The 21,629-nt window shown below is 70.9% G+C and carries 19 protein-coding genes; 14 read left to right on the top strand and 5 right to left on the bottom strand.

Annotated elements, in window-relative coordinates; all coding sequences use genetic code 11:
- Nucleotides 1-14 precede the first annotated feature (14 nt).
- Complete coding sequence (locus tag ACLQ2T_RS19780; protein ID WP_425767827.1) at nt 15-797, bottom strand: 3-hydroxybutyrate dehydrogenase; 783 nt, start codon at nt 795-797, stop codon at nt 15-17.
- 204 nt (nt 798-1,001) lie between these two features.
- Here ACLQ2T_RS19780 and ruvC point away from each other — a divergent pair, with 204 nt between their 5' ends.
- From ruvC to ACLQ2T_RS19740, 8 genes are all read left to right on the top strand, one after another.
- Complete coding sequence (gene ruvC, locus ACLQ2T_RS19775) at nt 1,002-1,529, top strand: crossover junction endodeoxyribonuclease RuvC (protein ID WP_425767826.1); 528 nt, start codon at nt 1,002-1,004, stop codon at nt 1,527-1,529.
- Nucleotides 1,526-2,128, top strand: a complete 603-nt coding sequence (gene ruvA, locus ACLQ2T_RS19770; RefSeq protein WP_357530775.1) for a Holliday junction branch migration protein RuvA — start codon at nt 1,526-1,528, stop codon at nt 2,126-2,128. Before ruvC ends, ruvA begins: the two co-directional genes overlap by 4 nt.
- A gap of 55 nt (nt 2,129-2,183) precedes the next feature.
- Nucleotides 2,184-3,254, top strand: a complete 1,071-nt coding sequence (ruvB, locus tag ACLQ2T_RS19765; RefSeq protein ID WP_425767825.1) for a Holliday junction branch migration DNA helicase RuvB — start codon at nt 2,184-2,186, stop codon at nt 3,252-3,254.
- Between the two features lie 136 nt (nt 3,255-3,390).
- Complete coding sequence (yajC, locus tag ACLQ2T_RS19760; protein ID WP_425767824.1) at nt 3,391-3,729, top strand: preprotein translocase subunit YajC; 339 nt, start codon at nt 3,391-3,393, stop codon at nt 3,727-3,729.
- A 285-nt stretch (nt 3,730-4,014) separates the two neighbouring features.
- Nucleotides 4,015-5,892 (top strand): protein translocase subunit SecD, encoded by a 1,878-nt coding sequence (gene secD, locus ACLQ2T_RS19755; protein ID WP_425767823.1) that lies wholly within the window; start codon nt 4,015-4,017, stop codon nt 5,890-5,892.
- A 1-nt stretch (nt 5,893) separates the two neighbouring features.
- On the top strand, nt 5,894-7,090 hold the full coding sequence (gene secF, locus ACLQ2T_RS19750; protein ID WP_425767822.1) for a protein translocase subunit SecF: 1,197 nt from the start codon (nt 5,894-5,896) through the stop codon (nt 7,088-7,090).
- 105 nt (nt 7,091-7,195) lie between these two features.
- The gene (locus ACLQ2T_RS19745) at nt 7,196-7,762 is read left to right on the top strand and encodes an adenine phosphoribosyltransferase (protein WP_425767821.1); all 567 of its coding nucleotides are present in this window, start codon (nt 7,196-7,198) and stop codon (nt 7,760-7,762) included.
- A 195-nt stretch (nt 7,763-7,957) separates the two neighbouring features.
- Nucleotides 7,958-10,408: a RelA/SpoT family protein gene (locus tag ACLQ2T_RS19740; protein WP_425767850.1), complete on the top strand. Its 2,451-nt coding sequence runs from the start codon at nt 7,958-7,960 to the stop codon at nt 10,406-10,408.
- A 293-nt stretch (nt 10,409-10,701) separates the two neighbouring features.
- On the opposite strand, the gene ACLQ2T_RS19735 is transcribed toward ACLQ2T_RS19740, so the two are convergent.
- The gene (locus ACLQ2T_RS19735) at nt 10,702-11,529 is read right to left on the bottom strand and encodes a peptidylprolyl isomerase (RefSeq protein WP_425767820.1); all 828 of its coding nucleotides are present in this window, start codon (nt 11,527-11,529) and stop codon (nt 10,702-10,704) included.
- A 47-nt stretch (nt 11,530-11,576) separates the two neighbouring features.
- A complete protein-coding gene (locus ACLQ2T_RS19730; protein WP_425767819.1) occupies nt 11,577-12,479 on the bottom strand; it encodes a peptidylprolyl isomerase in 903 nt (300 codons plus the stop codon).
- A 246-nt stretch (nt 12,480-12,725) separates the two neighbouring features.
- Between ACLQ2T_RS19730 and ACLQ2T_RS19725 the strand changes: the two genes are divergently transcribed.
- Nucleotides 12,726-13,445 (top strand): MBL fold metallo-hydrolase, encoded by a 720-nt coding sequence (locus ACLQ2T_RS19725; RefSeq protein WP_425767818.1) that lies wholly within the window; start codon nt 12,726-12,728, stop codon nt 13,443-13,445.
- 54 nt (nt 13,446-13,499) lie between these two features.
- Nucleotides 13,500-14,828 (top strand): histidine--tRNA ligase, encoded by a 1,329-nt coding sequence (gene hisS / locus ACLQ2T_RS19720; protein WP_425767817.1) that lies wholly within the window; start codon nt 13,500-13,502, stop codon nt 14,826-14,828.
- Between the two features lie 289 nt (nt 14,829-15,117).
- On the opposite strand, the gene ACLQ2T_RS19715 is transcribed toward hisS, so the two are convergent.
- Entirely contained in the window at nt 15,118-15,636 is a 519-nt protein-coding gene (locus ACLQ2T_RS19715) for a PaaI family thioesterase (protein ID WP_425767816.1), read from the bottom strand.
- 54 nt (nt 15,637-15,690) lie between these two features.
- Between ACLQ2T_RS19715 and ACLQ2T_RS19710 the strand changes: the two genes are divergently transcribed.
- A complete protein-coding gene (locus ACLQ2T_RS19710) occupies nt 15,691-16,161 on the top strand; it encodes a winged helix-turn-helix transcriptional regulator (RefSeq protein WP_425767815.1) in 471 nt (156 codons plus the stop codon).
- Nucleotides 16,162-16,371: 210 nt separating this feature from the next.
- On the opposite strand, the gene ACLQ2T_RS19705 is transcribed toward ACLQ2T_RS19710, so the two are convergent.
- Nucleotides 16,372-17,202: a GDSL-type esterase/lipase family protein gene (locus tag ACLQ2T_RS19705; RefSeq protein WP_425767814.1), complete on the bottom strand. Its 831-nt coding sequence runs from the start codon at nt 17,200-17,202 to the stop codon at nt 16,372-16,374.
- 246 nt (nt 17,203-17,448) lie between these two features.
- Between ACLQ2T_RS19705 and ACLQ2T_RS19700 the strand changes: the two genes are divergently transcribed.
- From ACLQ2T_RS19700 to ACLQ2T_RS19690, 3 genes are all read left to right on the top strand, one after another.
- A complete protein-coding gene (locus ACLQ2T_RS19700) occupies nt 17,449-18,501 on the top strand; it encodes a S1 family peptidase (RefSeq protein ID WP_425767813.1) in 1,053 nt (350 codons plus the stop codon).
- Nucleotides 18,502-18,764: 263 nt separating this feature from the next.
- Complete coding sequence (aspS, locus tag ACLQ2T_RS19695) at nt 18,765-20,570, top strand: aspartate--tRNA ligase (RefSeq protein ID WP_425767812.1); 1,806 nt, start codon at nt 18,765-18,767, stop codon at nt 20,568-20,570.
- Between the two features lie 117 nt (nt 20,571-20,687).
- Nucleotides 20,688-21,500 carry an SDR family oxidoreductase gene (locus ACLQ2T_RS19690; protein WP_425767811.1) on the top strand — a complete coding sequence of 271 codons (813 nt, stop codon included), beginning with the start codon at nt 20,688-20,690 and terminating at the stop codon, nt 21,498-21,500.
- Nucleotides 21,501-21,629: the final 129 nt, after the last annotated feature.

Genomic DNA, 21,629 nt, shown 5'->3' with positions numbered 1-21,629 from the left:
TGTGCGGGGGGCCACTAGTTCGCCGTCCAGCCCCCGTCGAGCGCGATCGAGGTGCCGGTGAGGAAGGCCGCCGGGGGGGCGCACAGGTAGGCCAGCAGCTCCGCCACCTCCTCCGGTTCGATCAGGCGTTTGATCGCGGCCCGGGCCAGCATGATCTTCTCGATCACCTCGTGCTCCGGGATGCCGTGGGTGGCGGCCTGGTCGGCGATCTGGCCCTCCACCAGGGCGGTGCGCACGTACGCGGGGTTGATGCAGTTGGCGGTCACCCCGTGCGCCGCGCCTTCCAGGGCCACCACCTTGGACAGTCCTTCCAGCGCGTGTTTGGCCGCGACGTACGCCGCCTTGTAGGGCGAGGCGCGCAGCCCGTGCACCGAGGAGATGTTGACGATCCGACCCCAGCCCCGGGCGTACATGTGCGGCAAGGCCCGCCGGATCAGCAGGAACGGCGCCTCGACCATCACCCGCTGGAGGTACTCGAAGCGTTCCACCGGAAAATCCTGGATCGGGGCGACGTGCTGGAGGCCGGCGTTGTTGACCACGATGTCCACCTCGGCGTCGAGCCGGTCGATCGCGCCGACGTCCGCCAGGTCCAGTCCGACGGCCCGCCCGCCGGCCTCGGCGGCCACCACCCGGGCCGCCTCGACGTTGCGGTCGACCACCAGCACCTCGGCGCCGGCCGCGGCCAGCCGCAGGGCGCAGGCCCGACCGATGCCGCTGCCGCCACCGGTCACCAGCGCGGTGCGGCCGGTGAGGTCGACGTTCACGACGTGGGGGAGCGCCACGGGTTCTGCCGTCATGGCGCATGAAACTACGAGCTGTGCGGCCGAGGGCACATGGCGGCGCAGCACATACTCCGGTGGAATCAGGTGGCCGTCGGATACATCGCGGGGCGGGTGAGGTCGCCGCCTGACGGCGGTGCCGCGTGTCCCGGGGCGCGGCCGGGAGACGGCATCGGTAGGGTGTCGAACACACGTACTGCTCGACGGCTGGGAGGGGGAGGCGTGCGGGTGCTCGGCGTCGACCCGGGGCTCACCCGGTGCGGGGTCGGCGTGGTCGAGGGGGTGCCCGGACGTCCCTGCACCCTGGTCGCCTACTACGTGATCTACACCGATCCGGCGGACGAACTGCCGACCCGCCTGCTGCACCTGGACCGGTCGTTGACCGACCTGGTGGCCGAGCACCGGCCGGACAGTGTGGCCGTGGAGCGGGTGTTCAGCCAGCACAACGTGCGTACGGTGATGGGCACCGCCCAGGCCAGCGGGATCGCCGTACTCGCCGGGGCCCGGGCCGGGCTGCCGGTGCAGACGTACACCCCCAGTGAGGTGAAGGCGGCCGTGACCGGCTCCGGTCAGGCGGACAAGGCGCAGATGACGGCCATGGTGACCCGGCTGCTGCGGCTGGCCGAGCCACCCCGCCCGGCCGACGCCGCGGACGCCCTGGCCCTGGCCATCTGTCACGTGTGGCGGGGTGGCACCCGTTCCAAGCTGGCCGCCGCCGCGGACCGGGCGAGACGAGGAGGAGCGAGATGATCGCCAGTGTGCGTGGCGTGGTGACCGCCACCGGCCCGGATCACGCGGTGATCGAGGTCGGCGGGGTCGGCCTGGCCGTGCAGTGCGCCCCGGGCACCATCGCCGACCTGCGGGTCGGCCAGCAGGCCCGACTGGCCACCAGCCTGGTCGTCCGGGAGGACTCGCTGACCCTCTACGGCTTCGCCGACGACGACGCGAAGTCCCTGTTCGAGCTGTTGCAGACCGCCAGTGGAGTGGGCCCCCGCCTGGCCCAGGCGGTGCTGGCCGTGCACACCCCGGACGCGGTACGCAAGGCCATCGCCAACGCCGACACGGCCGCCCTGACCCGGGTCCCCGGCATCGGGAAGAAGGGGGCCGAGCGACTGGTGCTGGAGTTGCGTGACCGGATCGGCCCGGTGGCCGTGGGCGCCGACGGAGCGGCCGGGGTCACCGGGGGCGCCTGGCCGGAGCAGGTCCGCCAGGCGTTGATCGGGCTGGGTTGGACGGCCGGCCAGGCCGACCAGGCGGTGGCCGCGGTCGCGGAGACCGTCGACGGGGCCACCCCGCCGGTGCCGGTGCTGCTCAAGCAGGCCATCCGGCTGCTGGGCCGGACCCGATGAGCGCGAGGAGTGAGTCCGGTTTGCGAGCCCCGCAGTCGCGAATGGAGATGGTCCCGTGACCGGCCCCGACAGCGGCCTGGTCTCGGCGTACGTCAACGAGGCGGACCGGGACGCGGAGGTCAGCGTCCGCCCCAAGCGGCTCGACGAGTTCATCGCCCAGCATCGGGTCCGTGACCAGCTCGACCTGCTGTTGCAGGGGGCCATGCGGCGCGGCTCGCCGCCGGATCACATCCTGTTGTCCGGGCCCCCCGGCCTGGGCAAGACCACCCTGGCCAACATCGTCGCGGCGGAACTGGGCTCCGGCATCCGGGTGACCAGCGGGCCGGCGATCGAGCGCTCCGGTGACCTGGCGGCGATCCTGACCAGCCTCGCCGAGGGCGACGTGCTGTTCATCGACGAGATCCACCGCATCGCCAAGCCTGCGGAGGAGCTGCTCTACAGCGCGATGGAGGACTTCCGGGTCGACGTGGTGGTCGGCAAGGGCCCCGGGGCCACCGCCATCCCGTTGGACGTCGAGCCGTTCACCCTGGTCGGCGCGACCACCCGGTCCGGTCTGCTGACCGGTCCGATGCGTGACCGGTTCGGTTTCGTCGCCCACCTGGACTTCTACTCCCCGGCCGACCTGGAGATCCTGCTGCACCGTTCGGCCCGCATCCTCGGTGTGCCGATCACCGAGGAGGGCGCGGTCGAGATCGCCGGCCGGTCCCGGGGCACCCCCCGGATCGCCAACCGCCTGCTGCGCCGGGTGCGCGACTACGCCGAGGTACGCGCCGACGGCGTGGTCACCCTCGACACCGCCCGCGCGGCATTGACGGTCTACGATGTCGATGCGCTCGGACTGGACCGGCTGGACCGGGCGGTGCTCACCGCGCTTGTCGACTCGTTCCGGGGCGGTCCGGTCGGCCTGTCCACCCTCGCGGTGGCGGTGGGGGAGCAGCCGGACACGGTGGAGGAGGTGTGCGAGCCGTTCCTGGTGCGGGCGGGACTGCTGGCCCGTACGCCGCGGGGCCGGGTGGCCACCGAGGCCGCTTGGCGGCACCTTGGCCGTACTCCACCAAATGGTACATTTGCTGCTGAAGTTCCCCCCGCGCCCGATCTGTTCTCCGTGGACACGGGGGAGCCGTGATCTGTTCGTGATCTGCGGCGCGTTCGGCGTTCCCAGCTACAGCGACTAGACTCGCCGCGGTCTGTACAGGATGTGAAAATCCGCCTCCGCTCCGGCGCCATGTGCCGGACTGGGGCCAATGGGAAGGTCGACACCGGTGTTTCACGCAGCAGAAGGCAGCGGAGCGAGTAGCTTCACGCCGATCCTCATGATCGCGCTGCTTGTCGGCGTCATGTACTTCATGATGATCCGCCCCCAGCAGAAGCGCCGCCGCGAGGCCGAGGCGATGCAGTCCGGCCTGTCCATCGGCGACGAGGTGGTGACCATCGGCGGGCTGTACGGCACGGTCTCCGGAATCGAGGACGACAGCGTCCTGCTCGAGGTCTCTCCCGGTGTGCAGACCCGGTACGCCCGACCCGCGATCGCCCGTGTGGTGACCAGGGCGGAGCGTGCCACGGAGCCAACGGCCGAGGAGACCGACGCCGTCAAGGAGTGAGCACCGCACCCACCTGGTCTGCCGGTGCCCCCGGCACGACCAGGTGGGAGAACCACCCGCACGCGTCCCCGGCGGGTGGCCGCCGCCGCGGCGGCGCCCACAACTGAATAGCAGGCCGACGCCGGGCGTCGGCGCGCCGGCTCGGTCCGGTCCACGCGCCCGCGTCGACCACCAGGCGGCGGCGTCAGCCCCGGGCGCCGTCGGAAGGCAGATCGTCGGCCGGGAGACCGGCAGACCCGCCGTCGCGCCTGCGGCGGCGCGACCGTACAGGGAGACAAGACAGCCGTGGCACCACCTCAGGGACAGATGCGCCCGGGACGGCAGTTGGCCGTACTGGGCGGCATCTTCGTCGTCCTCTATCTTTTGGTGTTCTTCGCGGGCGGTGCCAGCGGAGGCTGGAAGGACCGGCTCGAACCCCGCCTCGGTCTTGACCTCGTCGGTGGCACCCGGCTGACGTTGGAGGCGACGAACACCCTCGACGGCCGGGCCCCGACGGCGGACAACCTCGAACAGGCCCGCCAGATCATCGAGAGCCGGGTCAACGCCTACGGCGTGGCCGAGGCCGAGGTGGTCACCGAAGGCGACCGCAACATCGTCGTCTCCCTGCCCGGCGAGAACCGCGACCTGACCGAGATCGGTAGCGCCGCCGAGCTGCGCTTCCGCAAGGTCCTGAAGATCGTGGACGGCAGCGGCGCCCTTCCGGCGCCGGCACCCGTCCCGTCTGAGGGCGCGGAGCCCGCGGCCACCCCGAGCCCCTCCGGCAGCACCAGCCCCACCCCGAACGCCGAGGCCACCGCCTCGCCGTCCGGCGGTCAGGGCGGCGGTGCCCCCACCCCGGACCCCTCGCAGAGCCCGAGTGCCGCCCCGTCGCCGGCTGCCAGCGAGGAGCCGGTGCCGCAGACCCTGGAGGAGCAGCGCAAGGCCGTCGAGCAGAAGGTCGGCGCGGAGGCCTGGGCCGCCGCGAGTGGCCTCCAGGCGCCGGCCGACTTCAGCGCCGACCCGTCGCTGGCCGAGAAGCTCAAGCCCTTCGCCGAGCTGAACGGCCGTGAGGTCGCGGTGCTCCCGACCCAGATGCAGTTCAACGTGCCGACCATCGGCTGCCTGCAGCTCGACGACCGGCCCCCGGCGTCCATCTCCGCCGCGGACCAGCAGGTCGTCGCCTGTGAGGGTGGCTACGCCAAGAACCTGCTGGACCAGGCGAAGGTGCTCGGCACCGATGTCGACTCGGCCGCCGCGGTGCGTGACCAGACCAGCCAGTGGGTGGTCAGCCTGGACTTCACCCGCAACGGCCAGGAGAAGTGGACCGCGCTGACCCGCGAGGCCTTCAACAACGAGGGCCAGGCCTGTGACCCTTCCGCACTCGGTGACGAGGGCCGCTGCCGGGTGGCCGTGGTGCTGGACAACGCGATCATCTCCTCGCCGCAGATCCAGGGGGTGCTCACCGGCAACTCCCAGATCACCGGCAACTTCAGTAACGCCGAGGCCAGCGAGCTGGCCGGCTACCTGAACTACGGCGCCCTGCCGGTCACCTTCGAGGCGCAGGAGCAGCAGAACGTCACCGCCACCCTGGGCGCCAGCTACCTGCGGGCCGGTCTGCTCGCGGCCGGCATCGGCATGCTGCTGGTCATCATCTACTCGTTCTTCTACTACCGGCTGCTCGGCTCGGTGATCTTCGCCAGCCTGGTGCTGTCGGCCCTGCTGCTCTTCGGCGCCCTGGTGGTGCTCGGTAGGCAGATCGGCTTCACCCTCACCCTGGCCGGCATCTCCGGCATCATCGTCTCGCTGGGTGTGGCGGCGGACTCCTTCGTCATCTACTTCGAGCGATTGAAGGACGAGATCCGCGAGGGCCGCAGCCCGCGCAGCGCGGTCTCCCGTGCCTGGGTCCGCGCCCGCCGTACGATCATCTCGGCGAACGCCATCACGATCATGTCGGCGGTGGTCCTCTACGTCGTCTCGGTCGGTGCGGTCAAGGGATTCGCCTTCGCCCTGGGTCTGGCCACCGTGCTGGACCTGGTCGTGGTCTTCCTCTTCCGGCACCCGATGATGACGATGCTCGCCCGGAGCCGGGCGTTCCTGTCCCCGCGGGTCAGTGGTCTCGGCCGGGTACTGCCGGCCAAGACGGAGCAGCCCCAGTCCCGCAACCCGCGTGTCAAGGAGGCCTGAGATGGCTGCTGAGAGCTCTCTGGCAAGCCGCCTCTACCGGGGCGAGGCCGGCCTGAACGTCGTCGGCAAGCGCAAGATGTGGTTCACCGCGGCGGCCATCCTGGTGCTGATCGCGTTGGGCAGCATCCTCATCAAGGGGTTCAACCCGGGTATCGAGTTCGCCGGCGGTAACTCGTTCCAGGTCCCCACCAGTGTGGGCACCATGCAGCAGGCCGAGGACACCGCTGGTGAGTCGTTGAGCACCGAGGGTGCCCACGTGGTCACCGCCCAGCAGGTCGGTGGGGCCGGTGGCTCGTTCTACGAACTGCGGACCACCCAGCTCGACCAGGCGCAGGCCGAGACCGTCCGGCTCGACATGGCCGAGCGCTTCGGCATCGACCCGAACGAGATCAGCGCCAACCGGGTCAGCGAGGCCTGGGGTAGCCAGGTGACCAACCGGGCCGTACTCGGTCTGGTCATCTTCATCGCCCTGGTGACCGTCTACCTGGTGCTGCGCTTCGAGTGGCAGATGGCGGCCGCGGCCATCTTCTCCCTGCTGACGAACCTGGCGCTCACCGCCGGCATCTACTCGATCGTCGGCTTCGAGGTCACCCCGTCGACGATCATCGGTTTCCTCACCATCCTGGGCTTCGCGCTCTATGACGTGGTGGTGGTCTTCGACAAGGTGCAGGAGAACGCCAAGGGCATCACCGCGAGGAACAACCAGACCTACGGCGAGGCGGCCAACCTGGCCGTCAACCAGAGCCTCATGCGCTCGGTCAACACCTCCGTGGTGGCCCTGCTGCCGGTCGGCGGCATCCTCTTCATCGGTGCCGGCCTGCTCGGTGCGGGCACCCTGAAGGACCTGGGTCTGGTGCTGTTCGTCGGTATGGCCATGGCGTTCGTCACCTCGATCACCCTGGCCACCCCGCTGCTGGTGGTGCTGAAGAACCGCGACCCGCGGATCCAGGCGCACAACAAGCGGGTGGAGGCCCGCCGGGCCAACCCGGTGCCGGTCAAGGAGACCCGCAGCAAGGCGGCTTCGGCTGTCGCGGTCGAGGGGGAGGACGAGGAGCCGGTGCCGGCGCAGGCCGATGCGGCTCTGGCCGGTGCGGCAGCCCCGAAGGTGGGTGCCCGTCCGGCCGGCAAGCGTTCCGGCGGGGCCCGCGGTGGGCGGCCCGGCGGCGGCAACCGCCCGGGCGGCGCAAAGCGACGCTGAGCGACACCGGGTACACCCGGTAGGAACTGATCCGGCGGCGTCCGGCATGCTGTGCGAGCAGAATGCCGGACGCCGTCGGCGTCGTGGAAGGGGAGCGCAGCTACCGTGACGGAGACCCACAGCAGCGGGGTACGGGGAGACTTCGGCCCGGAGGTGGCCCAGTTGGTCGCCGGCCGGGTGCTCGACGTGCCCGACTTCCCCAAGCCCGGTGTGATGTTCAAGGACCTCATGCCGTTGTTCGCCGACGGTGCGGCCTTCCGTGAGGTCATCGACGGGATCGTCGCCTACCACGGACCGGAGTCCTTCGACACCGTGGTCGGCATCGAGGCCCGAGGCTTCGTCGTCGCCGCGGCCATCGCGTACGCCACCGGGGTCGGGGTGGTGCCGGTCCGCAAGGCCGGCAAGCTTCCCCGCCCCGCCTACGCCGCCTCCTACGCCCTGGAGTACGGCGAGGCCACCCTGGAGGTGCACCAGGACGCCTTCACCGCCGGCCATCGGGTCCTGGTGGTGGACGACGTACTGGCCACCGGGGGTACCGCCGCGGCGACCCTGGATCTGGTGGAGCGGGCCGGCGGCACGGTGGCCGGGTTCACCGTGCTGTTGGAGTTGGCCTTCCTCAAGGGGCGGGAGCGGTTGGCACCGCGTACCGTCCATGCCCTGTTGACCGTTTGAGGTGCGACCGCCACCGGGCGGAGTCGGCACGGTCCGTCCGGCGGAGCGGCAGGGCACTGCGGGTGCGGGTAGCATTGCCCATTGCTGACCGGACGGTGACCCGTCCGAGCGGCACGAGACCAAGCCGGCCGGCGCACGGTCGGTTCGTTCCGGCGAGCGGTGAGGAGGCCGGTGTCCCACGATGTCGCCCCTCCGGTGGAGGGCACGGTGCACCCGACAGGCGACGCGGACGGCTCGGTGACCGATCGCAACAGCGCCACTGCGGCGCCGGGCGGCGGGCCCGCCACGGTTCAGCCCACCGGCGATGTGGCCCGCACGGGTGTCGGAGCCGATGTGGCACCGGTCGACCCCGTTGTCGACTCCCCGCCGAGCAGTGGCTTCGCCCTGTCCAACGCGCCCACCGGGCGGCGGGTCCGGGCCCGGTTGGCGCGGTTCAACGCTCCCTGGCAGTCCTCGCAGGTCAGCGAGGTGCTGGAGCCGCTGATCTCGTCCCATCGGGAGAATCACCCCAAGGCTGACGCGCGGCTGCTGCAGCGGGCCTTCGACACCGCGGCCCGCTGGCACTCCGGCCAGTACCGCAAGTCCGGCGACCCGTACATCACCCATCCGCTGGCGGTGGCGACCATCCTGGCCAACCTGGGCATGGACACCACCACCCTGGTCGCCGCGCTGCTGCACGACACCATCGAGGACACCGAGTACACCCTCGACCAGATGCGTGCCGACTTCGGTGGCGAGGTGGCCCTGCTGGTCGACGGAGTCACCAAGCTGGACAAGGTCAAGCTCGGTGACGCGGCCAAGGCGGAGACCATCCGCAAGATGGTCGTGGCCATGGCCAAGGACCCCCGGGTCCTGGTGATCAAGCTGGCCGACCGGCTGCACAACATGCGTACCCTGACCTTCCTGCCCCGGCCCAAGCAGGAGCAGAAAGCCAAGGAGACCCTGGAGATCCTCGCCCCACTCGCGCACCGCCTCGGTATGAACACCATCAAGTGGGAGCTGGAGGATCTGGCCTTCGGCACCCTGTTCCCGAAGCGGTTCGAGGAGATCAACCGGCTGATCGGGGAGCACCAGCCGCAGCGGGAGGCGTTGCTGCGGCAGGTCACCCAGAAGGTGCAGACCGACCTGAAGGCCGCCAAGATCAAGGCGGAGACCACCGGACGGCCGAAGCACCTGTACTCGATCTACCAGAAGATGATCGTGCGGGGTCGGGACTTCAACGACATCTACGACCTGGTGGGTGTGCGGATCCTGGTCGACACGGTGCGGGACTGCTACGCGGCGTTGGGTGTCATCCACGCCAACTGGCAGCCGGTGCCGGGCCGGTTCAAGGACTACATCGCCATGCCGAAGTTCAACATGTACCAGTCGTTGCACACCACCGTGATCGGCCCGACCGGCAAGCCGGTGGAGATGCAGATCCGCACGTACGCGATGCACCGTACGGCGGAGTTCGGCATCGCGGCGCACTGGAAGTACAAGGAGCACAAGGGCACCCAGATCGTCGGGCCGCCGGCGCACATCGACGAGATGACCTGGCTGCGGCAGCTGCTGGACTGGCAGCGGGAGGCCGCCGACCCGAGCGAGTTCCTGGACGCGCTGCGGTTCGACCTGTCCAGCCAGGAGGTGTACGTCTTCACCCCCAAGGGCGACGTCATCCCCCTGCCTACCGGCTCCACGCCGGTGGACTTCGCGTACGCGGTGCACACCGAGGTCGGGCACAAGTGCATCGGGGCGCGGGTCAACGGCAAGCTGGTGCCGCTGGAATCGACGCTGTCCAACGGCGACGTGATCGAGATCTTCACCTCGAAGTCCGAGACCGCCGGCCCGACGCAGGACTGGCTGGGCTTCGTCAAGAGCCCTCGGGCGCGGACGAAGATCCGGCAGTACTTCAACAAGGAGCGCCGCGAGGAGGCGATCGAGGAGGGCAAGGACGCGATCGTCAAGGCGATGCGTAAGCAGGGCATGCCGTTGCAGCGGATGCTCACCTCCGACAACCTGATGGCGATCGCCCGGGATCTGCACCTGGCCGACGTGGCCTCGCTGTACGCGGCCGTCGGCGACAGCCAGGTCTCCGCGCAGTCCGTGGTGCAGAAGCTGATGGCCACCTACGGCGGCGAGGAGGGCGCGGCCGAGGACATCGCCGAGACCGCCGTGGCCACCCGGCCGCCGCGCAGCCGGGTCTCCAGCCACGACCCGGGTGTGGTCGTACGCGGGGTCAGCGACGTGTGGATCAAGCTGGCCCGCTGCTGCACCCCGGTGCCCCCGGACTCGGTCTTCGGTTTCGTGACCCGCTCCGGCGGGGTCAGCGTGCACCGCGACGACTGCGCCAACGCCGAGGACCTGCGGGCCCAGGGGGAACGTGTGGTCGAGGTGAGTTGGAAGCTCACCTCCGCCTCGACCTTCCTGGTGGCCATCCAGGTGGAGGCCCTCGACCGGCACAAGTTGCTGGCCGACGTCACCCGGGTGCTCTCCGAAGAGCGGGTCAACATCCTCTCCGCCACGGTCACCACCACCCGCGATCGGGTGGCGGTCAGCCGGTTCAGCTTCGAGATGGCCGACCCCAAGCACCTGGGTCACCTGCTCGCCGCCGTACGCAAGGTCGACGGCGTCTTCGACGCCTACCGAGTAACCTCCGGCTCCTAACCCTCCCCACCTTCCCCACACCCCGCACCCCGCCCCACGCTCCGCGTCGGGCGCGCTCTCCGCGTCGGGCGCGCTCTCCACGTCGATCTTGCACTTTTGGTCGCCACATAACGGGACAGATAACGCATAAAGGCGACACAAAGTGCAAGATCGCGGGTGCGGGTGCGGGTGCGGGTGCGGGTGCGGGTGCGGGTGCGGGGTGGAACGGTGGGATGGTGGGATGGTGGGATGGTGGGGCAGGGAAGCGCCCCCCCGCTCCAGCCGGCGGGCGCTTCGACGTGTGGGGCTTAGGGTCAGCTCATCGTCAGGTCGGTGATGAGGACTTCCTTCTTGGGGTGGCCGCCCCCGGCCTGCTGGGCGAAGGCGCCGTCGTCGCCGGCCTTGGCGACGTCCTCGACGATGTCCATGCCGCCGGTGATGGTGCCGAGCACGGTGTAGTTCGGGTCCAGCGGCGAGTCACCGTAGACGATGAAGAACTGGCTGCCGCTGCTGGCCGCCTGGCCCGAGTTGGCCATCGCGATGACACCCGCAGGGTACGGCGGACGCTTGTCGGTGGGCAGGTTCTCCTCGGCCATCCGGTAGCTCGGGCCGCCGGTGCCGTCGCTGTCCCGCCAGCCCTCGCCGGTGGCGCTCGGGTCGCCGCACTGGAGCACCTTGATGCCCTCGGTCACCAGTCGGTGGCACTTGGTGTTGTCGAAGAAGTTCTGCTCGGCCAGGTGGACGAAGCTGCCCGCGGTGCAGGGCACCGCCGACCGGTCGATCCGCGCGGTGATCGGACCGAGGTTGGTGGTGATCGTCATGGTCTGGCTGCCGACCTTGCTCTGCTCGACCGGCGGCAGTCCGACGTCCTTGGTCGTCGGGCTCCGCTCGCCGTTGGGCAGCTCGACCCAGTCGCACTGCACCGTGTCCGCGCTCTGGGCGGTGGTGTCGGTGCCGCTGTCGTCGCCGATCAGGCTGGTGGCCAGCCAGACCGTACCGGCGACCACCAGCAGCAGGACCACGCCGCCGCCCACGACCGCCTGGGTCTGCCGGCGCTTACGGGCCCGGGCCGCCCGCTCGGCCATCTCCTTCTCGAGCCGGGCGCGGGCCGCCGCGCGCTGCCGCTCTCTGGTGGACGTCACGCCTCGATCCTCCTGGACTGTCTGTGGATGCCGCTGCCCGTCGTGGGTCAGCCGGCGTTCGGGCTCGCCTCTGGTGAATCGGAGACCGCCGGGCTCGGCGTACCCGTGGGGTCGGTGGGCGATGCCGGATCCAGCACCGGCTCACCGACGGTCAGGCTCTGGATGACCACGTCGTTCTCCGGCTTGACCTTCTGCCCAGCCTCATTGTCCACGGTCGGCAGGGCGCCGATCTTCTCCACCACGTCGAGGCCCCCGGTGACCCGACCGATGATCGGGTACGCCGGATCGTCGTGGGTGGTGAAGTCCTTGAAGAAGATCAGGAACTGGCTGCTGTTGGCACCCGGCGGGTTCGAGATCATCGCGACCGTGCCCTTGGGGTACGTCGGCGGCTCACTCGGCGGGGCCGGGCTGCTCTCCGGCGGGGTCGGCACGTTCTCGCTGTGGAACGAGTACGCCGGGCCACCGAGTCCGGTGCCGCTCGGGTCGCCGCAGCGCAGCGCACCCTCGGCCGTGATCTCGTGGCAGTTGGTGTTGTCGTAGAACGACTGGCTCGCCAGGTGGGCGATGCTCGCGGCGGCACACGGCGCCTTGGCGAGATCCAACTCGATGTTGATCGGTGCGCCCTGGTTGGTGGTCACCGTCATCGGGCGGGTGCCGGTGGTCGGCAGACCGGTGGTGGCCGGCTCGCCGACCTCCTTGAGGTTGCTGTTGCCCTGGGTGTTCTGCGGGGTCCACAGGCAGATCTCCGGGCTGGCGGTGTCCTCGCTCGTCTCCCGGTCGAACGCACCCAGCGCCCAGGCCGAGCCGACGACGACGAGGACGAGGATCAGGGCCGTGCCGACCCCGGCGCGAATCTGTCGGCGCCGTTTGACGGCGGCGGCTCGACGAGCCATCTGCCGGTCGAGCTTGGCCCGCGCGAGTTTGCGCTGCCGGTCCCTGCTGGAAGCCACTCGCGCTCCCCTTCCTCTACCCTGATTGTCAGTCGCTGGTGCGCGTACCCGTCGGGCGGCGGGTGCGCCACGCCACACGCCCGCCAGAGTGTACGGGTACTGGCTGGAAAAGTCGTGTACGAGGTCCGTGCGCGGGCTGATCGTGACCTGGTTCGTCCCGACGGGCTGCTGGGGCGGCGACGGAAATGGGCGCGACGGGCCGGTTAGGCTGCGATCGACGGACAGTTCGACGAAAGAGGAGCGGACGTGCTCGTAGCCGGCTTTCCCGCCGACGCCTTCGGCACCAACTGCTACGTGGTCGCCACCGGGCCGGGGGAGCAGTGCGTGGTGGTCGACCCCGGCATCGGGGTGGTCGACCGGCTGGACGCGCTGCTGGCAGAGCATCGCCTGCATCCGGCCGCGGTGCTGCTCACCCACGGCCACCTGGACCACACCTTCTCGGTGGCGCCGGTCTGCGGGGCGCGCGGGATCACCGCCTACGTGCACCCGGGGGACCGGGAGATGCTGGCCGATCCGGCCAAGGGCCTGTCGATGGACCTGAGCCAGTTGTTCGGCGGGCGGCTGCCGTACGCCGAGCCGGAGGACGTGGCCGAGTTGGCCGACGGTACGACGCTCACCCTCGCCGGGTTGGAGATCACCGTCGACCACGCGCCCGGCCATACCGGCGGGTCGGTGCTGTTCCGACTGCCCGGCGCCGGTTCGCCCTGGGAGGCCGACCAGGTCTGCCTCTCCGGTGATGTGCTGTTCGCCGGCTCGATCGGCCGCACCGACCTGCCGGGCGGCAGTATGCCGACGATGCTCACCAGCCTGCGGGACAAGATCCTTCCACTGGCCGACGACACCGTCGTACTGCCTGGCCACGGCCCCGCGACCACCATCGGCCGCGAGCGCGCCACCAACCCGTACCTCGCCGAGGTGGCCGGGATGGGCGGCGGGCGACCGGCGGCCCCCACTCGCGGCCTGTAGCGGCCGCGCCCACGCTCACCCGCGCGGACCGTGCGGGTTTCCGAACGGAGCATCATGAGCAAGCCCACGCCCATCTCCGGTTTCCCGGAGTGGACGCCCGCCCAGCGGATGATCGAGCAGTACGTCCTGGACCGGATCCGGTCGACCTTCGAGCTGTACGGCTTCGCCCCGCTGGAGACCCGGGCGGTCGAGCCGCTGGACCAACTGCTGCGCAAGGGGGAGACCTCCAAGGAGGTCTACGTGATCCGTCGGCTGCACGGGGACCCGGAGGGCCCGTCCGGCGACGACACCCTGGGGCTGCACTTCGACCTGACCGTGCCGTTCGCCCGCTACGTGCTGGAGAACGCCGGCAAGCTGAACTTCCCCTTCCGGCGGTACCAGATCCAGAAGGTGTGGCGGGGCGAACGCCCGCAGGAGGGGCGCTACCGGGAGTTCCTCCAGGCCGACATCGACATCGTCGACCGGGACACCCTGGCACCGCACCACGAGGCGGAGATGCCGCTGGTCATCGGCGACGCGCTGCGCTCGCTGCCGATCCCGCCGGTGCGCATCCAGGTCAACAACCGCAAGATCTGCGAGGGCTTCTACCGGGGCATCGGGCTGACCGACCCGGAGGCGGCACTGCGCGCGGTCGACAAGCTCGACAAGATCGGCCCGGCCGGGGTGACGCAGTTGCTGGCCGAGACGGCCGGGGCCAGCGAGGCGCAGGCCAAGGCGTGTCTGGCGCTGGCCGAGATCTCCGCGCCGGACGCCTCCTTCGCCGACGCGGTGCGCGGGCTGGGGGTCAGCGACCCGCTGCTGGAGGAGGGCGTCGAGGAGCTGGTCCGGGTGGTGGAGACCGCCGCCGCGCACTCGCCCGGCCTCTGCGTGGCCGACCTGCGCATCGCCCGAGGCCTGGACTACTACACCGGCACGGTCTACGAGACCCAGATGATCGGGTACGAGCGCTTCGGCTCGATCTGCTCCGGCGGCCGGTACGACAACCTGGCCAGCGCCGGCAACGTCCGGTTCCCCGGGGTGGGCATCTCCATCGGGGTGACCCGGCTGCTCGGCCTGCTCTTCGGCGCCGATGCCCTGTCGGTGTCCCGGTCGGTGCCCACCTGTGTGCTGGTCGCGGTGACCAGCGAGGAGCACCGTGGCGCCAGCAACCGGGTCGCCGAGGCGCTGCGCTCGCGCGGCATCCCCACGGAGGTCTCGCCGAGCGCGGCGAAGTTCGGCAAGCAGATCCGCTACGCCGAGCGGCGCGGCATTCCGTACGTCTGGTTCCCCGGCACCGACGGCGCCCCCGACGAGGTCAAGGACATCCGCTCCGGCGACCAGGTCACCGCCGCGGCAGGGGAGTGGACCCCACCCCAGGCCGACCTCAAGCCGCTGATCGGCTGAGCGAGTCGGTCCCTACCCGGTGCCGCTGCCGGGCCTGGCTGTGCTCGTACCCGATGAAGCTCCGGGCGTGGGGGGGGGGGGGGGGGGCGGCGCCCCCCCCCGGGGCGGGGCCGGGGGGGCGGCCCCGGCCGAGGCTGGCCCGCCACCGCTGGGGCGGGGGATGGGCGAACCTGCCACGGGCCCGTCACCCGGGGGGGCGGGTGGCGCTGCCCCGGGGGGGGGGGGCGGGCGCGGCCCCCCCCCCCACGCCGGGAGCGGTCCGGGGGTGCCGCCCGGTGCCGCGTTTCCGTCAGGCGGCGGGAGGCTCCAGGGGCAGCAGGAGGCAACTGGAGGTGGCGTGGGCGACCAGGCGGTCCCGCCCGTCGGTCAGCCGGGCCTCGGCCAGGGCGGTACGGCGGCCCTGCTGGAGCACCGTCCCCTCGCAGCGCAGCATGCCGGAGTCCACCGTCACCGGGCGGAGGAACTTCACGTTCAGGTCGAGCGTGGTGTAGCCGATGCCGGCCGGCAGGGTGCTGTGTACGGCGCAGGCGGCGGCGGTGTCCAGCAGCGTCGAGATGACCCCGCCGTGCACCGTGCCGAGGGGGTTGTAGTGGAACTCCTGCGGCTTCAGTTCGACCACCACCCGCCCCTCCTCGGCGGTCATGCTGGCCATGTCGATCAGGCGCATCACCGGAGGGGCGGCCAGCTCGCCGGCGACCATGGCGCGGATCAGGTCCAGGCCGCTGCGTCGGCCGATCTGCGCGGCGTTGATGCTCGGGTCGGACCACGAGAAGGTGCGGCTGCGCGTCGCATCCTGCGTCTGCGTCATGGACTCAGCCTGGCAGCGGTTGCTGAGTCTGTCAACGAGACCTAGCCTTGCGGGATGAGACCCACGGCGTTGGACTGGTCGGTGGACAACTGCACGGTCGCCCGCGCCATGGAGATCCTCGGCGAGAAGTGGACCCTGGTGGTGCTGCGTGAGGTGTTCAGTGGGGTCCGACGCTTCGACGACATGCGGGTGCGGACCGGGATTCCCCGCCAGGTGCTGACCAACCGGCTGGCCGGCCTGGTCGAGCAGGGCGTGCTGCGCCGTGAGCCGTACCAGGAGCCGGGCAGTCGGATCCGCCACGAGTATCGCCTCACCACCAAGGGCTTCGACCTGTGGCCGGTGCTGGTCGCCGTCCTGGCCTGGGGTGACCGCTACCTCGCCGATCCGGAGGGGTCGCCGCTGACCGTCGGCCACCGCGACTGTGGCGCCGAGGTACGCGTGGAACTCCACTGCACCGCAGGCCACCCCGTTACCGACCCCCGCGACCTCATCCCCCGCCCCGGCCCCGGCGCCCACCCCCGCTAGCCCTCCCCACCCCTCCCGCCCGCGCGCAGGCCTCACCCCGCCTCGCGCGCGGCCCCCGCCCGCCCCGCGCCCGTCGATCTTGCATTTTCGGTCGCACCTTCGGGGTTTTTGCCCAGGTGTGCACCGACAGAAAGTGCAAGATCGCGGGGAGGGTACGGGCGCGGGGGGAGGGAGGGGGCGTGGGGGAGGGGGGAGGGGAGGGAAGGGGGGCTACCAGGGGTAGCCGGCGGGGTAGGAGATGGTGGACAGGGCCTGCTGGCCGGTGGTGTTGGGGTGGAAGTAGTCCCAGGTGGAGAGCTGGGCGAGGGTGAAGGGGTAGCTGAAGACGGCGTTGTTGTCGTACCGGCAGTTCGCCCCGTAGGCGGCGCAGGCCGCGGCCAGTTGGGCGTTGAAGGCGATCACCCGCTGCCGGACCCGGTCGCGGCGGTCGACGTCGGCCTGGGCGGTCGAGGTCGGGTTGGCCAGGATGGACTGGCAGATGCCGAAGACCGACCAGGCGGTACGCGCGCTGCTGCTGCCCTTGCCGACCGACCAGAGTCGGTGTACGTCCGGGATGCTGATCACGTAGACCTTGGCGTTCGGTAGGCCGGACTTGAGTCGGGCCAGTGCCGAGTCGATGTTCGCCCGGAAGGTGGCCGTCGAGGTCATCGTCGACTCCGAACTGGTGCAGGCGTCGTTGGCGCCGATCAGGACGGTGACGTAGTCGACGCCCTGGCTGACCGCGGTACCGGCCTGGCCGTACAGGTCGGCTGACTTGGCCCCGGTGCGGGCGGCGTTGTGGTTGCGGCCGTTGATGGCCGGGTTGGTCCGGCGGATTCGCAGGTAGTGACTGTTCACGGTGGCGTCGCCGCCGGTGCTGAACGAGCGGTTGGTGCAGTCGACGTACCACCCGCAGGCGTTGAAGCCGCGGGTGATGGAGTCGCCCAGGCTGGCCATCGAGTTCGGTGGTGGACCGGGGTCGGCCAGAGCGGGGCCGGTGGCGAACAGCACGAGGGCGGTGACGCCGGCGAGGGTGGCCAGCGCGCGTCGGACGAGGGTCATGGTGGCCTCCGGGTCACGGTTGCCGGGGGGTGGCGGTGACCAGAGCGTATAGATGACCGTCTGTATCCACAATGTTGCCGGCGGGTTACTTCGGATGACCGGCGAAATTGGGGCAAAGGGCGGCCTTGTCTATGATCTTAAATGTGTGAATACTTCTCTTCGCTTGGCCGTTTCCCCAGGTGGCCGAGTTTCCCCCTGCCCTGTCGGCATGACAGGGCCCTCCAACCCCCTTCGGGAGGCTGTTACATGCGACCCACAAGGTCAATGCTGCGCCGCGCGGTCACCGTCGCCGCGGCCGGAACCCTCGTCGCCGGCGTACTGGCCGGCACCCCCGCCCAGGCGGCTCCCGCCTCCGCCACGCCTGACTCCGCCGCCACCCTGGCCGAGCGGCTCGGTGCCCGCGCCGCCGGCACGTACGCCGACGCGACCGGCAAGATGGTCGTCGCGGTGACCGACAGCCTCGCCGCCCGTCAGGTGGCGTCGGCCGGCGCCACCCCGAAGCTGGTCAAGCGGGGTGCGGGGGAGCTGAACCGGGCCACCGCCGAGTTGGACCGTTCCGCGGCCATCCCGGGCACCGCCTGGTGGGTCGACCCGGCCACCAACCAGGTTGTCGTCTCCGTCGACAGCACCGTCACCGGCGCCAGGCTGGAGCGGGTCAAGGCCGCCGCGGCGCGGACCAACGGCGCGGTACGCATCGAGGCCGAGGCCGGTGTGCTGAGCACCCGGATCTCCGGCGGCGAGGCCATCTACGCCCAGGGCGGCGGGCGCTGCTCGCTCGGCTTCAACGTCCGGGCCGGCAACACGTACTACTTCATCACCGCCGGGCACTGCACCAACATCGCGGCGAACTGGTACAGCAACTCCAGCCAGAGCGCGCTGCTGGGTTCGCGTACCGGCAGTGTCTTCCCGGGCAGCGACTACGGCATCGTCCGGTACAGCAACCAGAGCGTGGTGCAGCCGGGCAACGTCTCCCTCTACAACGGCAGCTTCCGCGACATCACCGCGTCCGGTAACGCCTACGTCGGCCAGTCGGCGCAGCGCTCCGGCAGCACCACCGGCGTACGCAGTGGTTCGGTGACCGCCCTCAACGCCACGGTCAACTACGCCGAGGGTCAGGTTCGTGGCCTGATCCGGACCAACATCTGCGCCCAGCCCGGTGACAGCGGCGGTTCGCTGTTCAGCGGCACCATCGCGCTCGGCCTGACCTCCGGCGGCAGCGGCAACTGCTCCATCGGCGGCACCACCTTCTTCCAGCCGGTCGGGCCGGTGCTGAGCCGCTACGGCGTCAGCGTCTACTGATCTGCCGTACCCCCTGACCCTCCTCACCGCAGCGGGCCGCCGGATTCCTCCTCCGGCGGCCCGCCCGCGTGTGCCGAGGTTCCAGGTGCCGTCGGGTCGGGATGCAGGGGGTAAACGGCGTGCGGACCGGCTGTTAAGAGGGGACCCTTTTGCTACCTGAGGCGTTAAGAAGGGGCCCTTCCTTGCACCCGGCAAACGGCGGCGGGGGAGGGCTGCGAGAATGCCCGCAACAGACGTAGAGCTTCACGAGGGAGACGCACGCCGTGATCCGTACCCATGACGCCGGCAGCCTGCGCGCGACGGACGCCGGCACCACGGTGACGCTCGCCGGATGGGTGGCCCGCCGGCGCGACCACGGCGGTGTCATCTTCGTCGACCTGCGCGACGGCTCCGGCGTGGTCCAGGTGGTCTTCCGTGAGGAGGACGCGCACGCCCTGCGCAACGAGTACTGCGTCAAGGTCGTCGGTGAGGTCACCCGGCGGCCGGAGGGCAACGAGAACCCGGAACTGCCCACCGGCGAGATCGAGGTGACCGCCACCGAGTTGGAGGTGCTCTCCGAGGCGGCGCCGCTGCCGCTGCCGGTGGACGACCAGGTGGTGGCCGGCGACGACATCCGGCTCAAGTACCGCTACCTGGACCTGCGGCGCGGCGGACCGGCCAAGGCGATGCGGCTGCGCTCGCGGGCCAACCAGCTGGCCCGGGCCGTGCTGCACGAGCGGGACTTCCTGGAGATCGAGACCCCGACCCTGACCCGGTCCACCCCGGAGGGTGCCCGCGACTTCCTGGTCCCGGTGCGCCTGCAACCCGGCAGCTGGTACGCCCTGCCGCAGTCGCCGCAGCTGTTCAAGCAGCTGCTGATGGTCGGCGGCATGGAGAGGTACTACCAGATCGCCCGCTGCTACCGCGACGAGGACTTCCGGGCCGACCGGCAGCCGGAGTTCACCCAGCTCGACATCGAGATGTCCTTCGTCACCGAGGACGACGTGATCGACCTCGGTGAGGCGATCGTGGCCGCCCTCTGGTCGGACCTGGCCGGGTACGAGATCCCCCGGCCGCTCCCGCGCATCACCTGGCACGACGCGATGGCCCGGTACGGCTCGGACAAGCCGGATCTGCGTTACGGCGTCGAGCTGACCGAGCTCACCGACTACCTGCGCGGTACCACGTTCCGGGTCTTCGCCGGCGCGATCGACGCGGGCGGCTACGTCGGCGCGGTGGTCATGCCCGGCGGCGCCGCCCAGACCCGCAAGGAGCTGGACGGCTGGCAGGACTGGGCCAAGGCGCGCGGCGCCAAGGGCCTGGCGTACGTGGTGCTCGACGCCGAGACCGGCGAGGCACGCGGCCCGGTGGCGAAGAACCTGTCGGCCGAGCACCTGAACGGGCTGGCCGACGCGGTCGGCGCCAAGCCGGGCGACGCGATCTTCTTCGCCGCCGGCGCCGAGACCCGGGAGGCCCAGGAGCTGCTCGGGGCGGCCCGCATCGAGATCGCCAAGCGGGCCGGCCTGGTCGACGAGAGCGCCTGGGCGTTCTGCTGGGTGGTCGACGCGCCGATGTTCGAGAAGACCGACGAGGGTGGCTGGACGGCGGTGCACCACCCGTTCACCTCGCCGAACTCCGAGTGGGTGGACCGCTTCGAGGAGGCGCCGGACCGGGCGCTGGCGTACGCGTACGACATCGTCTGCAACGGCAACGAGATCGGCGGCGGCTCGATCCGTATCCACCGCCGCGACGTGCAGCAGCGGGTCTTCGACCTGCTCGGCATCACGCCCGAGGAGGCGCAGGACAAGTTCGGCTTCCTGCTGGAGGCGTTCAGCTACGGCCCGCCGCCGCACGGCGGCATCGCCTTCGGCTGGGACCGGGTCTGCATGCTGCTGGCCGGGGCCGACTCGATCCGCGAGGTGATCGCCTTCCCGAAGACCCGGGGCGGCTTCGACCCCCTCACCGGTGCCCCCACCCCGATCACCGCCCAGCAGCGCACCGAGGCCGGCATCGACGCCAAGCCCAAGCCCCAGGCCCCGTCCCACCCCGGCACCGCCGGCCCCGCCGCCCCGGTAGCCGACCCCACCTGACCCACCCACCCCTCGGCCACCCTTCCTCGGCCTCCTGGTTGATCAAGAAGTTTGCGTCATGATCTGAGCCCTTCGGCGACGCAAACTTCTTGATCAACCAACCGGGGAGGGGCGAGGATGCGGGTTCTGGTGGTGGGGGGTAGTGGGTTTCTGGGGCGGGAGGTGTGCCGGCTGGGGGTCGGCGCGGGGTGGTCGGTGGTCGGGACGTGCCACTCCGGTGCGGTGCGGGTGCCGGGGGTGGCGGTCCGGCGACTGGACGTGACCGACCGGCTCGCGGTGCGCACTCTGGTCGCGCAGGTGCGCCCGGACGTCGTGGTCAACACCTCCTACCGGTACGACGACTGGGCGGTCACCGCCGACGGGGCGGCGTACGTGGCCCGGGCCGCTGCCGAGGTGGGTGCCCGCCTGGTGCACATCTCCAGCGACGCGCTGCACGCCGGGCGCTCCGAGCCGTACGCCGACGATGATCCACCCACCCCGATCTTCCCGTACGGTGCGGCGAAGGCGGCTGCGGAGACGGCCGTGCGCGCGATCGACCCGGGGGCCGTGCTGGTGCGTACCTCGCTGATCGTCGGCGAGGGCAGTCCGCAGATTCGGCTCTGCCGAGAGGCCCTGGCCGGACGAGGAGCCCTCTTCACCGACGAGTTGCGCTGCCCGGTGGACGTCACCGACCTGGCCGCCGCCGTGCTCGAACTGGCGACTTCGGACTACGCCGGACCGCTGAACGTGGCCGGCCCGGACCCGGTCAGCCGAGCGGAACTGGGTCGACTGCTGGCCCGCCGGGACGGCCTGGACACCGGTGCCCTGACCACCACCACCGCCGCCGAACGTGGCCTGGTCCGCCCGGCTGAGATCCGCCTCGACACCACCCGCGCCATCACCCTGCTCCGCACTCGCCTACGCGGCATCACCGAACTCCTAGCCCGCTAGACCCACCCCGGGCCGACCTCACCCACCCCGCCGATCCACCCCTGCCGTCGATCTTGCACTTTCTGTCGGGGCAAAGCTGACAAAAGCCTCGAAAGAGCGACCGAAAGTGCAAGATCGACGGGGAAGAGG

The organism is Micromonospora sp. DT229 (genome assembly GCF_049844505.1).
Classification (GTDB): Bacteria; Actinomycetota; Actinomycetes; order Mycobacteriales; family Micromonosporaceae; genus Micromonospora.
Note: the sequence above shows the minus strand (reverse complement) of the source record. Positions and strands in the feature narration are given on the sequence as shown.